This window comes from uncultured Lactobacillus sp. (genome assembly GCF_945290125.1).
GTDB lineage: Bacteria > Bacillota > Bacilli > Lactobacillales > Lactobacillaceae > Lactobacillus > Lactobacillus rizhaonensis.
Map to the genome: position 1 here is coordinate 1 of NZ_CALYQV010000021.1, position 14,376 is coordinate 14,376.

The window sequence follows — 14,376 nt, forward strand, 5'->3', positions numbered from 1 at the left end:
GATAGCCTTCACCGATATTACCGGTTAAAATCTGATCAGGTGCAAGTTGCTTGCCAGTTTCATCGAGGTAGTGAACTGTAACTGCTCTGCCTAACCTGACATACGTATCTTGGTCGCTGCTCCCGGAATAGTTACTCATTAATTGACTAGAAGTCCAGCGCTTATTTCCCTGGGGTTTATCTACTGTGCCATTGCCTACATTCAACCAAACGCCGGTTGCGTCAAGTCCAGTTCCCTGTAAATAGTTCTTAGGACCCAGAACTAAGGTTGACAAATTAGGTAGACTTTTTAACATTTCACTTTTATTAATAAAAGCCACCTGAGCCATCTTGAAACTACTGATATTTATAGTTTTTAAGTTTTTACAACCGGTGAACATATTTCTCATCTCAGTAACACTAGAGGTATCAAAACTGTGTAAGTCTATGCTGGATAACTTGTAACACGAACTAAACATCTGCGTCATATTAGTTACTTTCTTGGTGTTAAAGCTACTTAGATCAAGATGCTCTAAACTTTCACACGAATAAAACATCTCTTGCATATTAATGACTTCAGAAGTATCAACTTGATCTAAGCCTTCAATTTCAGTTAGGCCACTAAGCCAAACAAACATCCAAGAGGCATCGCCAATGAGCTTCAATGGCCCTTTTTTTAATAGATTTATACATTTCATTATTGTAAAAAAGAGAACGAATACTGGAAATAGGACTAGTCACCGTACCACCTGGTATAGTTACTATACCAGTATCAGTATCCAAAGTTACATTAAGTTTAAGTCCACCCCACGTAGCTGTCAAAATAGAACGCGGGGTAATTCCTTTAGCTTCTTCGCCCGCAGCTGGCGATTCATTAGCGTCTTGAGCTTCACTGTTAGAAGATGTTGAGGGCTGCGTTTCATTGCTAGCCGCAGCTGCAGAAGTAGGACTTGCTTGATTGTTATTAGCAGCACTATCAGTTGAAGCTGCTGTCTGATTATTATTGCTAGCCGGTAAGGAGCTGCTTTGAGCTCCTTGCTTTTTAGCAGCGGCATCAACTAAAGTATCAGCTTTAGCCATGTCAGGAGACACAATAATTAAGCCCAAAGTAGCAGCCGCTAAGCTGGTAAATAATAATTTGCCCCGATGGCGGCAGTTGGATTTAGAATTCATTGTCAAACCATAATTAAACCTTTCACAAATTAAAGAAATAAAATAAAAAATAAGGTAATAATAACATTTTAAAAGTAAAAAAGCCGTATATTGCTAGAAATATTTTAAAAGTAACAACAGTTACGAGCCAATTTTTATTATTCGAATAGGGTTCTCATACACAGAACAAGAGACTGGTAAGGTCTTTAGTATCAGATTTTAATTCCACCATATCCAAATAATTTTGTACTTAAATATAACTATTTGGAATTCACATCAGACTATGACTGGCTTATTTGATCCTTGAATAATAAGATAGCAGCTACATTTCACGTTATTAGTGTTTGTGTTAAAAAGATTTACTTATGCCGAAATAATTTAGATATAATAAAAATGCAACTGTAGCAATTTTAAGAGCCAAACTAAAATTAGTTAATGCTGTCCACATTAAAAAGACTACATATAGAGCCGCAATTGGTAAAACAACTCGATTAATTCGATGTTCTTGACGCATAGCATGAATTGCTTTATCTTGATCTGCATCTTTAAGGTTACGTTCTGCCATTTTGTTACCTCCTTTTTATGGCCTACTTATTTAAATTTTATAGTATTTTAACATAATATTGGTAAAATAGATAATTTTATTAATATTTATTTAATATTTTTATCTTATCAAGCAAAAATTCTATAATGGCGACTCTTGAAACGTTGCAGCTAACACAAAAAGTCTAAGAAGATTAATTCTTAGACTTTTTCTTATTCATCAAATAATAACTCATACATTTTTGTATTCAACGGCTTTTCTAATAATAAATTCATCCCTACCGCTGCTTTTTTCTTCGGTCCTAGCAATTCTTCTTTGACCGTGTCTTTTTGAATATCTACCTGCCCTAAATAGTAAAACTGCTTGCCAATAGCATCGCTCTTCTTAACAAAAAGCAACAGCTTCATTTGCGGCGTATTAAGCAGTCTCTGCACCTCATCTGATTCTAGATGACGCGGCGATCGCGTATACCAGCGCAAACAGCGGCCGTCTTCTAGCGTATTATGGTATAAAGCATTGCGCTTTTTAGCCGAGTCTTTTTGATAAGTGACAAAAATAGGAGTTTCATGCTCGTCCACACGGTAACCATACATTGGTGCAGAAACATCTAAGGGCCAATTGAGCAATCGACAAGCATCTTTACGATCGTATTGCTCGTAAAGAGTAAATTGCCTTTGATTATCATATTTTTGATTCATTGCCAAACCTGTTTTAATCACATCAACAAACAATTTTTTAAAAGTATTATTTTGCTGAAGAGACTGCGTCAATTGAGGAGCTAATGAATAATCTAATAAATCAGCTTTAACTACAAGCGGCTGGTCACCATATTGTTCTTTTTTGGTTGTTTTGCCCTGCTTAATGTCAAAAAAGTTTAATGAAAGAATGTCTTCTACTGATGTCAGTACTTTCTCATTAACATAAGCACCATAATCATACAGTTTTTTCTCAAATTCTTCCTGACTAACCTGCTCTTTTTCTAAAAGTAGTTGCAAAAGTAACAGTTCATGTGGCCTTTTGCCATTCAATAATTCTTTAGTAACAAAAGATAAAACCGCACTCTCATAACCATTCAATTTTACAGGCTCACCCATCTTGGCTAGAAACTCGCCATAATGCCCAAGACTATGATTATTCGCGAAGACCATTGGTGAAGTTGAACCGTACCGATAAAAATCAAATAGCAAGGGCGGACGACCTATTTTTTCAGCTAATTCTTGGTAAGACTGCCGCAATTCTTTAATGCTGTCTAATTTAATCTTATCCAGTGATACTAAAATTTTGGCAGAAGCAATTTGGCTAAAGTTAATCGTTGAAACATCAATAAAGCTCGGGAGCACACTTTCTTCACGTGCCTTATCCTGCGAACGACTGTCATCCTGATTCAAAGCGATCGGAATTAAATAGTTATTTTTATAGTTACCAATAAAGTCAATGACCGTGACATAATCTTTGCCCGGATATTTACGCAAACCGCGACCCAGTTGCTGGATAAAAACAATACTGGACTGAGTATTCCGCAACATAATTATCTGATTTAAAGCCGGAATATCAATGCCCTCATTAAAGAGATCAACGGTAATGATGTAATCAATTTTACCTTGTTCCAGCTGCCTGACCACTTGCAGTCTTCTTTTTTCACTGTCTTCATTAGTTAAGGCTACTGCCGGATGCTTGCGCTCTGAAAAAGCCTGTGCTAATTCGCGCGCTTCTTCTTGGCGGCTGCAAAAGACCAGTCCTTTAGCTTGAGAGCCACAGTAGCCGTAATAGTCCAGCTGCTTTAAAACATAGTCAACACGCTCTGGCGCTAGTAATCTGCGCAAGTTGGCGGTTTCATCAATGCTTGCACCATCAACTTCATAGTCTGCAACTCCCACATAATGAAAAGGAGCCAGCATTTTTTCTTCCAACGCTTCCCGCAAGCGGATTTCATAAGCTAGATTATAATCAAACAATCTATAGACATCCTGATCGTCCATTCTTTCTGGCGTGGCAGTCATCCCCAACCAAAATTGCGGCTTAAACTTGGCAAAAATTCTCTGGTAACTTGGTGCGGCTGCCCTATGAGCCTCATCAATCAGAACATAGTCAAAGGCTGTTGCACTCAGGCTGGCAAGGATATCCGGCTGACTTAAAGTCTGCACGGTGGCAAAAACATATTTGCGTTCAAGTTGGTGCTTATGTCCGGTTAACAAGCCATAATCCGTTGGATTGCCGCCAATTACCTGGTAAAAACTTTTTAAAGCTTTTTTGGCAATTTGTTCACGATGAACTACATAAAGAAACTTATGCGATTTAAAATCTTTAACCGCGAAAGCCCCTAAATATGTCTTGCCAGTTCCAGTTGCTGAAACTACCAGTCCGCGTCTTTGACCATCTGCAACTAGTCCTTTTAGTTCATGCAGAGCTTCCTCTTGCATCTTATTTGGTACAATTTTAGCTGCTTCATTAACAGGAACCTGTGATTGCGGTTGTGGCTTTACCCAATTTTGTTCATATTCTCTTATCCAGTTTTCGGATAATGGCGTGCTCGTCTTTTTTAATTCATGCAGCTGTTTAGCAATTTGTGTTGTCAGTGTCGCTTTATTCTTCGAACTAATTTTCAAAGCCCATTCATAATTACTTAAAAGTGCCGCACGGGTAAAATTAGCACTGCCAATAACCAAAGTTTGCCAATCACCATGGTCAAAGAGATAACCTTTAGCATGAAATCCGCTTTGAGGCGTAATTTTAACTGTCAAGTTGGGAATTTTAAGTAACTCACGAAAAACTTTGGGATTGTTAAATCCTAAATAGTCACCCGTAATTAATGTACCCGAGATATTTTTCTTAGCTAAATCAGCCATAACTACTTTAAAGGGAACGAGCATATCTTGAGTAACGAAGGCTACAGCCCAAGTAAAATTTTGACAGTTAAGCAGTTCTTGGCGCAGCGTCAGCCAAATATTCTCCTGTTTATTATTTTGCAGGAGCTTTGGCCCTAATACTTCATGTCCCGGATAACTGGGATCATACAAACCGTTAAGAATGGCATCTTGCAGAGGCTCATTCATTCACATCACCTCAAAATTATTTTACACAAAAGAAAAAGAAACCCAACCTGATATGACCCCCCAATTTATCCTAATTTTAGGGATCACTTCAATCCTTTGGATCTCTTTTGATAGAGTCTATTTCCAGTAAAATTGGGCAATGATCGGCGCGCTCTCCCGTATCCATCATTTCAGAACGCTTGACCTTGTCAGCAACTCTATTGCTTGTCAGCCAGTAATCAATTCTCCAGCCTGAGTTGTTGGCTTTAGCAGTTCTTACCCTTTGAGCCCACCAAGAATAGACTCCTTCAACGTTACCGTGAAGTTTTCTAAAAGTATCTGTAAAACCAGCTTTAAGCATTTTGGTAAAATCTGCCCGTTCTTCATCAGTAAAGCCGGCAGAATGATGATTAGTATCAGGGTGCTTCAGGTCGATTTCATGGTGCGCACAATTATAATCACCACTAGCCAAGACCGGCTTTTCCTGATCTAATTGCTGCAAATATGCGATGTATTTTTCATCCCACACTTGCCGGTCATCTAGGCGCTTAAGTCCATTACCAGAATTTGGAGTATAAACTTGCGTCACAAAATATGTAGGAAACTCCAAAGTAATAATTCTGCCTTCGTGATCCATTGGCTCCGGCGCTCCAATAATAGGATAAGTTACTTTAGGATTAAGTTCTTTTTTATATAAAAACATCGTCCCGGCATAACCTTTACGAGCTGGTTCTTCTGAGGAACGCCAGACTATATTATATTCAGGGAATTCCTTAGTTAATATTTCCAAATGTTTTTTAGTAGGGCCCGTGGAGCGTAATTTTGTTTCTTGAATGGCAACAATACCTGCATTTTGGTCATGTATTTTTTCTAAAACCTTACGTGTCTCCACTGCACGTGAGGAAGTTCCGGTCAAAGCAGCATTTAATGAGTCGATATTCCACGAAATTAAGATCATATTCTTCTCCTTATTATTCATTTCTTTCATTATATAGTTTTTTCACGGGGACTCAAAATTTCAGTAATTTTACCAGCACTATTTTGACATAAATTTTTATATGATTTGCTCAAAAATGCTGTTATTTTTTTCACGACCTCAGCAAAAAAATTAGTAATTTTTTTAATATTGCTTAATCCCTTGATACACAATATTGTAAGCGATTACTGTTACGACGCGGTTTTTGCAAAAATTGATTTTTCACAATTTTATATTTTTAAATCATTTTAAGCAAGTGTATAATAGCACAAGAGATAACAATAATAATCTTTGGAGGTTAGATTTTATGACTAAAATTTATGCTTATGCCATTCGTAAAGACGAGGAACCGTATGTTCATGAATGGAAGGAAGCTCACAAGGATGTTGATGTTGATTACACTGATCAACTTCTTACCCCTGAAACAGCTGAATTAGCTAAGGGTGCTGATGGTGTCGTAACTTACCAGCAGCTTGATTATAAAGCTGATACAATTGAAGCTTTGGATAAATTAGGTATTCATAACTGGTCAATCCGTAATGTTGGTATTGACAACATCGACCTAAAAAAAGCTAAAGAATTAGGCTTTAAGATCACTAATGTTCCTGTTTATTCACCAGATGCCATTGCTGAACATGCTGCCATTCAGGCTGCCAGAGTTCTACGTCAAGATAAGGCAATGGATGAAAAAATTGCTAAGCATGATCTTCGCTGGGCACCTACAATTGGTCGTGAAGTACGTGACCAAACAGTTGGTGTTGTTGGTACTGGTCATATTGGTCAAGTATTCATGAGAATTATGGAAGGCTTTGGCGCTAAAGTTATTGCTTACGATATTTTCAAGAACCCAGAATTGGAAAAGAAGGGCTACTACGTTGACGACTTAGATGAGCTTTACGCTAAGTCTGACGTTATTTCACTTCACGTTCCTGATACTCCAGAAAATGTTCACATGATTAACGATGATTCAATCAAGAAGATGAAGGACGGCGTTGTGATCGTCAACGTTTCTCGTGGACCATTAGTTGATACAGATGCAGTTGTGCGCGGCCTTGATTCAGGTAAGGTTTTTGGCTTCGTAATGGATACTTACGAAAACGAAGTTGGTATTTTCAACAGTGACTTTAGTGGCAAAGAATTTCCTGACAAGCGTTTAGCTGACTTAATCGCACGGCCAAATGTTTTGGTTACTCCACACACAGCCTTCTACACAACTCACGCTGTACGCAACATGGTTGTTAAGGCCTTTGACAACAACTTGAAGTTAATTAAGGGTGAAAAAGCTGATACTCCAGTTGATTTAGATAAAGAGTTTTAATTTCTAAACTTATTTCCCTTCTTAAATACACTTTTAACATTTCAAATAATATAAAAAGACACCAGATAAAATTATCTGATGTCTTTTTTTAGGCTAAATTTAATTAGCAGAAGCATTTACAGCTTGAATTAATGCGTTTCTAAAGCCCATTTCTTCCAGTTTGGTAACGCCTCTAATAGTAGAGCCACCTGGCGTAGTGACTTCATCTTTTAATTCTTCAGGCAGCTTTTTACTAACTAATGCCAATTTACTGGTACCCAAAAGCATTTGGTTAACTATTTCGTATGATTCTGCCCGCTTAACGCCATTTTGTACAGCGGCATCACTAAGAGCCGCAACCATCAAGTCAACGTAAGCAGGTGTGCACCCGGCTACCGTACCATAAATACCCAGTAAGTTTTCGGGTACGACATATACTGCTCCCATTTGAGTAAAAATCTTTTTCACAGCAGCAATTATTTCCGGCTTTTCATCTGGCAGAAAACTAATAACAGTAATGCCAGCACCAATTTGAACCGGCGTGTTGGGTACAACCTTGGCAAAGGTAGAGCCTTGCGGAAGATTTTCATTAATCTGAGTAAGGTCACCGCCACCAGTTGACAGAATTATACCTTGATATTTTTGACTTAAATTTTTGATGATTGTTGCAGTAATTGAACCGCCCACTGCAACTATCACTGCTTGGCAGTCCTTAAAGTCATCATAATCATTAATCAAAGTTAAATGCAGCTCAGCTGCAAGTTTTTGCGCCGTGTGATGCTGTCCACCGTTAAAAACATAGATATCATCGCTGGGATTTTCAGCATTTAGCAAGCCCTTAATAATTGCGGAGCCAATCTTACCAGCCCCAATAAAGCCAATTTTCATCGCTTATCACCTTTTTAAAAGTCTGTTTGATCTGGATCATTTGCTAACTTACCTGCTCCATGCAGTCCATCAAGTTTAGCCATATCATCTTCAGATATAGTAAAGTCAAAGACTTGTAAATTAGATTCAAGACGCTCGCGGTGAACCGACTTGGGTAATGGAACAAAACCGTGTAGCAACGACCAGCGTAACAGGACTTGTGCTGGACTTTTATCATAGTGTTGGGCTACAGAAACTACCGTCTCGTTGGCAAATAAATCTCCTCTGCCCAGTGGTGAGTAAGCCTCACTCAAAATACCCAGTTCTTTGTTATAAGCTGTTACGTCTTCCTCCATATCACTAGGATTCAAGTAAATTTGATTTACGGCCGGACGAATTTTGGCAGTTTTCAGTAATTCATCCAAATGCTTGCGTCTAAAGTTAGAGACTCCAATTGCACGAATTTTCCCTGCTTGCACTGCTTCTTCCATTGCTTGCCAGCTTTCTGCATTTAATTCAGCCCAGTGGTCACGCACAGGAGCCGGGTTAGGCCAATGGATTAGATACAAATCAAGATAATCCAAGTCTAATTTGGTCAAACTTTCGTCAATGGCGGCTTTAGTTTTTTGATAACCGTGGTGGTCATTCCACAACTTAGTGGTCACAAATAAGTCATGTCTGTTAACTCCACTTAGTTTGATTCCCCGACCAATACTTTCTTCGTTACCATATGCGGCTGCAGTATCAATTAGCCGGTAGCCAATGTCCAGTGCATCCTCAACGGTTTTTTGGGCAACTTCACCATCAGGAGTTTGCCAGGTTCCTAGTCCGATAACCGGTATTTTGACGCCATTATTTAATTCATAAGTATCGCTTAAAGAATGAATTTCGCTAGTCATAATTTTTCACCTCTCCCATCATTATACCGGATTGAACTATACTTCTACAGCAAAAGATAGCAATTATTGCGGCTGCTTTTGGAAGTCGCTTTTAAGTAAGGCTACAAATTCAGGATAAGTAGTTACTTCATATAATGGATGCAAGTTCATCGTATTTTTCCGTTTTCTATGGTTATACCAAATACTATCAAAGCCATATTTTTCTGCACCCAATATGTCTGACTGCAAGCCGTCACCAAAGAAAACTGTTTGCTCCGGGCCGATTTTAGTATGAGCAAAAAAGTAATCAAAGATACGGGCATCAGGTTTAGAAAATCCTGCTTCTTCTGATGTCACAATCAATGAAAAATAGTTAGCAATTCCGGCTAATTGTAACCGATGTCTCTGCATATATGCTTCGCCATTACTCAAAATAGTCAATGCATAATTTTGCTTTTTGGCATAGCGTAAAGTATCAACTACACCAGGCAGCAGTTTATGTGCTTCGCCAAAATAAGAGCGATATTCGTTCATTACTGCTAAGCCGTCAATTTCAATCCCGAACTTAGCTTTAATAAAATTGGTAAAAGCCATTTTACTCAGCTGCTCATAATCGATCTTGCCTTGCTCAAGCTCACGCCACAGACCTTGATTATATGCATGATAGTCCCGCTGCAGCTCATCGGTTAACGGCCATTGATGCGCTTTAAAAAGACTCTGCAGAGCAAAACTTTCTGTAGCAGCAAAGTCAATTAAGGTATCATCAACATCAAAAATTATTTGTTTATAACGCAAGCATGTTCTTCCTCTCCAACTATTCCTCAGAATATAATGCGTATTCACTAAAAATTAGTGTGGAGATTTATTATAACAATATTTCACAGCTAAAGAACATAATTAACTATTTTTAAATTTTGTTTACATTGCTACTGCGATTTCACAAAATAAGCTATAATATCCTTTAATTTAAGTAAAAGGGGTGATTGAGCATGTTTACACTATTATTGGTTTTATTTCTCATTTGGCTTTTTGTCAAAATGGGTATTGGTGTTTTTAAAATTCTATTTTTCCTTCTGATCTGTGTTCTGACTTTCTTTTTCTTTGTTCAATTACTGATTCCGGTAGCTATCTTTCTTGGCGTTATTTTTCTCATATTTACCCTAGTTAGACGCTAGTTTATCCCCAAAATTAAACATATATTCAAGCATAATAAGTATTATTTTTAACTTATTATGCTTTTTTTATATCTGCGAATGCTATATGATTTTTTATTAACCTCGATAGCTTACTCGCACATCACTTTATGACTTTTTCTTGTGTCTCAAAGCAAATCTTTATCTCACAAGTACAAGATATTGTGGTATAGTTCTACTTGTAGCCATAGATGATGTGTCTGTGGAACAATAATCAATTTTAAGGAGTGACTTTGAATATGAAAAATACGAGCATAACGTTGGATCAGGGTTACATTGATCAAGTGAAACAAAATGTCACCCCCCATTGGGGAGAACTTGGCTGGGTTACTTATAAACGAACCTATGCAAGATGGCTTCCTGAAAAAAATCGTTCCGAAAATTGGGACGAAACGGTTAAACGCGTAATTGAGGGCAACATTAACCTTGATCCTCGACTCAAAGGCACTCCTTCAAAAGAGGTAGTCGCTGAACTAACAAACGAAGCCAAGGATTTATTTAAATTAGTTTACGGTTTAGGAGCAACACCTTCTGGACGTAATTTGTGGGTTTCCGGCACTGACTACCAAAAGCGCAATGGTGACTCATTAAACAATTGCTGGTTTATTGCTATTCGGCCGCAAAAATACGGTGATAGCCATATAGTTCCCGACTATTTAGGCCAGACACAAGAAGCAGTTTCAATGCCATTTTCATTTCTTTTTGACGAATCAATGAAAGGTGGCGGTGTTGGCTTTTCTGTTGTGCAAGACAATATTAAAAAGATTCCTGCAGTTGATAATAAAGTTGATTTAACGGTTGTAATTGACAAACAGAGCGCTTCTTACGCCGATTCAATTAAACTTGGTGCAACGGATAAAGATGAGTGGGCCAAGCAGAGCAAGGACAAATCAGATTACGTTTATTACAACTTGCCTGATACCCGTGAAGGTTGGGTTTTAGCTAATGCCCGTTTAATCGATATGCACTTCAGTCAAACTAATCCCGAGAATAAGACCAAGCTTGTACTTGACATCAGTAGAATTCGTCCTTATGGAGCTAAAATTCACGGCTTTGGCGGTACAGCTTCTGGTCCTATGCCATTAGTGGAAATGTTTTTCGATATTAACAACATTATTAACAACCGGGCTGACGGCAACTTAACTTCTGTTGATTGTACAGATATCTGCAACCTGATTGGTAAAACAGTCGTCGCCGGTAATGTAAGAAGATCAGCGGAACTAGCTTTAGGTACAAGCACCGATCAAGACTTTATCACTATGAAACAAGATAAAGACAAACTTTACCACCACCGCTGGGCCTCAAACAACAGTGTGGCCATTGATTCTAACTTTGATGAATATGAACCAATTGCTGACGGTATTAGAGAAAATGGTGAGCCGGGAATAGTTAACCTGGATTTATCTCGCAATTATGGCCGAATCATTGACGGCTATCAAAAAGATATTGACGGTGATGTTGAAGGTACCAACCCTTGTGGAGAGATTTCCTTAGGTAATGGTGAACCATGCAACCTATTTGAAGTATTCCCATATATTGCCGAGCAAGAAAACTGGGATTTAAAAGATGTTTTCAGATTGGCAACTCGCTTTGCTAAACGAGTAACCTTTAGTGACTATGACTGGGAAATATCCCGCAACATCATTTCCAAGAACAGGAGAATTGGTGTTTCAATGTCAGGTATTCAAGACTGGCTCTTAAATGATTTAGGTCACCGCGTTGTTACCGGCTTTGAAGACAGCGTTGATGAAGAAACCGGTGAAAAAATCAAGAAGCCAATTTACGATCCTCAAGGAATTAAAATGGTCACTTCCGCTTACCAAGCCGTCGTTGATGCTGATAAAGTATACAGCAAGACTTTAAGCTGCAACGAGTCGATTAAACACACTACTGTTAAACCTTCAGGTACTGTGGCCAAATTAGCGGGAGCTTCTGAAGGGATGCACTTCCACTACGCCGGCTACCTCATTCAACGGATTCGGTTCCAAGCTTCTGACCCACTGCTTAAAGCGCTCGATGCCTGTGGTTACTACTCAGAACCAGATATTTACTCACCAAACACAACTTGTGTTGAATTCCCATTGCGTGCTGCTCACGCTGACAGCAAGAACTTTGCATCGGCTGGCACGGTTTCAATTGAAGAACAATTTGCAACACAAGCATTCCTGCAAACTTACTGGTCAGATAACGCAGTCAGTTGTACTGTTACCTTCCAAAGCGATGAAGGTGACAAGATTACACCGCTGTTTAAACAATACCGGCACGTAATTAAGTCAACTTCTTTATTGCCATATTATGGCGGTTCACTGAAACAAGCGCCAAAAGAACCCATTGACAAAGAAAAATATGAAGAAAGGAAAGCTGAGATCACCGGTGATGTTGCTCAAGTATTTGCCGAGCAAAATGATGATCAAAAAGATTTGGAATTAGTCGATCAAACTGACTGTGAATCTGGTGCATGTCCTGTTAAATAAATTAAGTAGGCGAAATCTTAGTCATGAAAAAAAGTAAATTACCAGTAATTGCCAGCGTAGCTGCTATTTTTGCCTTTAGCCTATCCGGCTGTGAGAATAACCAGACAAAGCCAAAATCTAAGACAAATAATATTTCCGTTAGCTATGTTTTAGCTGCCAAAAATGATACTGAAAAAAAGACAGTTAAAGTGCCGCAAAAATCTACTGTAATGACTGGCTTGAAAAAGGCGTGGAAAGTTGACAGTAACAAAGGCTTTATCACAGCAATTGACGGCAAAAAACAAAATGCTAAAAAGAAAATTTACTGGACTTACACTATTAATGGCAAATATGCTACCAAGGGCGCTAACCAGCAAAAAGTCGCAAATAAAGACAAAGTCAAGTTTACTTTAGCCAAAATGAAGTAAAACTATTGGCCGTGCAAGTGACTAAGTACGAACTATTTTAGTGCTTGCACAAAAATATTAATAGATTGGGAGTTTATATATGAAAAAAGCAAATTATCAGTTTTGACTGGAATAGCCACCATTTTTACCTTTACCTTTGCAGGTTATGAAACAACTCAAAATGTTCAACAGGTTGATGCCAGCAGTAAGATAAAAGTTACTTATACCCTAAAAGTACATAATAAGACTTACAAGAAGAAAACTGTTAAATTGCCTAAGCATTCAACAGTAATGCGCGGCTTGAAAAAGTGCTGGAAAATAAAGAGTGATAGGGGTTTGATTACTTCTATTGCTGGCAAGAGCCAAAATCCAAGTAAAAAAATCTATTGGACCTACAAAATTAACGGCAAATTTGCACAAAAAGGTGCCGCAATACAGAAGCTTGCGAACAAAGATAAAATTAAATTTACTTTAGCAAAAGTTAACTTCTAAATTACTATGACACGTAATTCAACTAAGAAATTAGCATTACTAGCAATTTTAACAGCCATGTGCGTAGCGCTAAGAATTTTTAAAATAATTCCTGTGCCTAATGTCCAGCCGGTAACCGATATTTTAATGATTGTAACGTTAAATATCGGCTTCGGCTTTGGTTTTGCCTTAGCTCTTTTGACCATGGTCGTCTCCAATATTTACTTAGGTTTTGGCATTTGGACTGTGGCACAAGTTTTAGCCTTTGGCGGCTGCGTTTTAACCGTTGCTTTGCTAGATAAATTCACGCCATTGAAAAAGTATTTTACTCTGCAACTAATTCTTGCCGTTTTTCTCGGCTGGGAATATGGCTGCTTTGTCGACTTTGGTATGTCTATCTTCGGCGGCTTTAACGCGTTCCTAGCCTACTGGGCTGGAAGTTTAGTCTTTGATACCTACCATGCTGTTGGTAATTTGGTATTCTATCCTATTCTCTACAAACCACTGAATATTGCGCTTGATCACTACAAACGGAGGCTTTTATGACGATTAAAATTTATACTAAGGTAGGCGATCAAGGCTTTACCAAACAGGTTACCGGTAAAATGGTTCCTAAATATGACCTGCAAATTGTTGCTGTCGGCGATATTGATGAACTTGATTCTTACTTAGGTGTCGTAATTGCCAATTTGTCTGCCAAATGTCAAGAACTGCATGACCCTATACAAAACTTACAGCGTGACTTATATGAACTCGAAAGCGATATTGTTGTCAAAAGGCACGAAGAGATTACATCTGAAACAGTAACAAAGCTGGAAAAGGAAATCGACGAACTTAATAATAAAATACCCCAAACAACCCATTTCATTTTGCCTGGCGGTTCCATTACAGCAACTCACTTACATTATGCTCGTACAGTTGCCAGGCGCGCTGAACGTTCACTGGTTAAGTTGAATGCTGAAGAGCAAGAGTTAGCTCCTGCTTGTTTAAAGTATATCAACCGCTTATCAGATTATCTTTTTATTCTAGCTCGTTATGCTAATGTTCTGGACGGCGTTCCTGAAGTCAAAAGTAAAATCAAATAAGTTTACTAGCATTTAAAAAAGTGAAGTAGTTTCAACTAAGGAC

Annotated in this window: 14 protein-coding genes; 6 read left to right on the forward strand and 8 right to left on the reverse strand. The window is 38.3% G+C overall.

The annotated features are described in order from the left end of the window. From Q0K80_RS05000 to Q0K80_RS05020, 5 genes are all read right to left on the reverse strand, one after another. Nucleotides 1-643, reverse strand: a 643-nt coding sequence (locus Q0K80_RS05000; protein ID WP_294603839.1) for a BspA family leucine-rich repeat surface protein, incomplete at its 3' end; no start/stop codon positions are given. Further along, a complete protein-coding gene (locus Q0K80_RS05005) occupies nucleotides 600-1,151 on the reverse strand; it encodes a hypothetical protein (protein ID WP_294603841.1) in 552 nt (183 codons plus the stop codon). The genes Q0K80_RS05005 and Q0K80_RS05000, both read right to left, overlap by 44 nt. Before the next feature lie 328 nt (nucleotides 1,152-1,479). Further along, nucleotides 1,480-1,695 (reverse strand): hypothetical protein, encoded by a 216-nt coding sequence (locus Q0K80_RS05010; RefSeq protein WP_294603843.1) that lies wholly within the window; start codon nucleotides 1,693-1,695, stop codon nucleotides 1,480-1,482. 191 nt (nucleotides 1,696-1,886) lie between these two features. Then, on the reverse strand, nucleotides 1,887-4,727 hold the full coding sequence (locus Q0K80_RS05015; RefSeq protein ID WP_294603844.1) for a DEAD/DEAH box helicase: 2,841 nt from the start codon (nucleotides 4,725-4,727) through the stop codon (nucleotides 1,887-1,889). Nucleotides 4,728-4,815: 88 nt separating this feature from the next. Further along, nucleotides 4,816-5,664, reverse strand: a complete 849-nt coding sequence (locus Q0K80_RS05020) for an exodeoxyribonuclease III (RefSeq protein WP_294603846.1) — start codon at nucleotides 5,662-5,664, stop codon at nucleotides 4,816-4,818. Between the two features lie 325 nt (nucleotides 5,665-5,989). Between Q0K80_RS05020 and Q0K80_RS05025 the strand changes: the two genes are divergently transcribed. Continuing rightward, nucleotides 5,990-7,000: a D-2-hydroxyacid dehydrogenase gene (locus tag Q0K80_RS05025; protein ID WP_294603847.1), complete on the forward strand. Its 1,011-nt coding sequence runs from the start codon at nucleotides 5,990-5,992 to the stop codon at nucleotides 6,998-7,000. A gap of 99 nt (nucleotides 7,001-7,099) precedes the next feature. Here the strand turns inward: Q0K80_RS05025 and Q0K80_RS05030 are convergent, their stop codons facing one another. The 3 genes from Q0K80_RS05030 to Q0K80_RS05040 all read right to left on the reverse strand — a co-directional run bounded on the left by Q0K80_RS05030 (nucleotide 7,100) and on the right by Q0K80_RS05040 (nucleotide 9,519). Next, a complete protein-coding gene (locus Q0K80_RS05030; protein WP_294603849.1) occupies nucleotides 7,100-7,867 on the reverse strand; it encodes a pyrroline-5-carboxylate reductase in 768 nt (255 codons plus the stop codon). A 14-nt stretch (nucleotides 7,868-7,881) separates the two neighbouring features. Then, nucleotides 7,882-8,745 carry an aldo/keto reductase gene (locus tag Q0K80_RS05035; RefSeq protein WP_294603851.1) on the reverse strand — a complete coding sequence of 288 codons (864 nt, stop codon included), beginning with the start codon at nucleotides 8,743-8,745 and terminating at the stop codon, nucleotides 7,882-7,884. 63 nt (nucleotides 8,746-8,808) lie between these two features. Beyond that, complete coding sequence (locus tag Q0K80_RS05040; RefSeq protein WP_294603852.1) at nucleotides 8,809-9,519, reverse strand: YjjG family noncanonical pyrimidine nucleotidase; 711 nt, start codon at nucleotides 9,517-9,519, stop codon at nucleotides 8,809-8,811. Between the two features lie 637 nt (nucleotides 9,520-10,156). Between Q0K80_RS05040 and nrdJ the strand changes: the two genes are divergently transcribed. The 5 genes from nrdJ to Q0K80_RS05065 all read left to right on the forward strand — a co-directional run bounded on the left by nrdJ (nucleotide 10,157) and on the right by Q0K80_RS05065 (nucleotide 14,333). Then, entirely contained in the window at nucleotides 10,157-12,391 is a 2,235-nt protein-coding gene (nrdJ, locus tag Q0K80_RS05045) for a ribonucleoside-triphosphate reductase, adenosylcobalamin-dependent (protein ID WP_294603853.1), read from the forward strand. A 23-nt stretch (nucleotides 12,392-12,414) separates the two neighbouring features. Next, nucleotides 12,415-12,798: a DUF4430 domain-containing protein gene (locus tag Q0K80_RS05050; protein ID WP_294603855.1), complete on the forward strand. Its 384-nt coding sequence runs from the start codon at nucleotides 12,415-12,417 to the stop codon at nucleotides 12,796-12,798. A 102-nt stretch (nucleotides 12,799-12,900) separates the two neighbouring features. After that, nucleotides 12,901-13,269 (forward strand): DUF4430 domain-containing protein, encoded by a 369-nt coding sequence (locus Q0K80_RS05055; protein WP_294603857.1) that lies wholly within the window; start codon nucleotides 12,901-12,903, stop codon nucleotides 13,267-13,269. Between the two features lie 6 nt (nucleotides 13,270-13,275). After that, nucleotides 13,276-13,794, forward strand: a complete 519-nt coding sequence (locus tag Q0K80_RS05060; RefSeq protein ID WP_294603859.1) for an ECF transporter S component — start codon at nucleotides 13,276-13,278, stop codon at nucleotides 13,792-13,794. Continuing rightward, a complete protein-coding gene (locus Q0K80_RS05065; RefSeq protein ID WP_294603861.1) occupies nucleotides 13,791-14,333 on the forward strand; it encodes a cob(I)yrinic acid a,c-diamide adenosyltransferase in 543 nt (180 codons plus the stop codon). Before Q0K80_RS05060 ends, Q0K80_RS05065 begins: the two co-directional genes overlap by 4 nt. Nucleotides 14,334-14,376: the final 43 nt, after the last annotated feature.

What these genes read in the sequence shown, in the direction of transcription:
- Q0K80_RS05005 (WP_294603841.1), bottom strand. Translation starts at nt 1,151, where the DNA reads ATGAATTCTAAATCCAACTGCCGCCATCGGGGCAAATTATTATTTACC.
- Q0K80_RS05010 (WP_294603843.1), bottom strand. Translation starts at nt 1,695, where the DNA reads ATGGCAGAACGTAACCTTAAAGATGCAGATCAAGATAAAGCAATTCAT.
- Q0K80_RS05015 (WP_294603844.1), bottom strand. Translation starts at nt 4,727, where the DNA reads ATGAATGAGCCTCTGCAAGATGCCATTCTTAACGGTTTGTATGATCCC.
- Q0K80_RS05020 (WP_294603846.1), bottom strand. Translation starts at nt 5,664, where the DNA reads ATGATCTTAATTTCGTGGAATATCGACTCATTAAATGCTGCTTTGACC.
- Q0K80_RS05025 (WP_294603847.1), top strand. Translation starts at nt 5,990, where the DNA reads ATGACTAAAATTTATGCTTATGCCATTCGTAAAGACGAGGAACCGTAT.
- Q0K80_RS05030 (WP_294603849.1), bottom strand. Translation starts at nt 7,867, where the DNA reads ATGAAAATTGGCTTTATTGGGGCTGGTAAGATTGGCTCCGCAATTATT.
- Q0K80_RS05035 (WP_294603851.1), bottom strand. Translation starts at nt 8,745, where the DNA reads ATGACTAGCGAAATTCATTCTTTAAGCGATACTTATGAATTAAATAAT.
- nrdJ (WP_294603853.1), top strand. Translation starts at nt 10,157, where the DNA reads ATGAAAAATACGAGCATAACGTTGGATCAGGGTTACATTGATCAAGTG.
- Q0K80_RS05050 (WP_294603855.1), top strand. Translation starts at nt 12,415, where the DNA reads ATGAAAAAAAGTAAATTACCAGTAATTGCCAGCGTAGCTGCTATTTTT.
- Q0K80_RS05060 (WP_294603859.1), top strand. Translation starts at nt 13,276, where the DNA reads ATGACACGTAATTCAACTAAGAAATTAGCATTACTAGCAATTTTAACA.
- Q0K80_RS05065 (WP_294603861.1), top strand. Translation starts at nt 13,791, where the DNA reads ATGACGATTAAAATTTATACTAAGGTAGGCGATCAAGGCTTTACCAAA.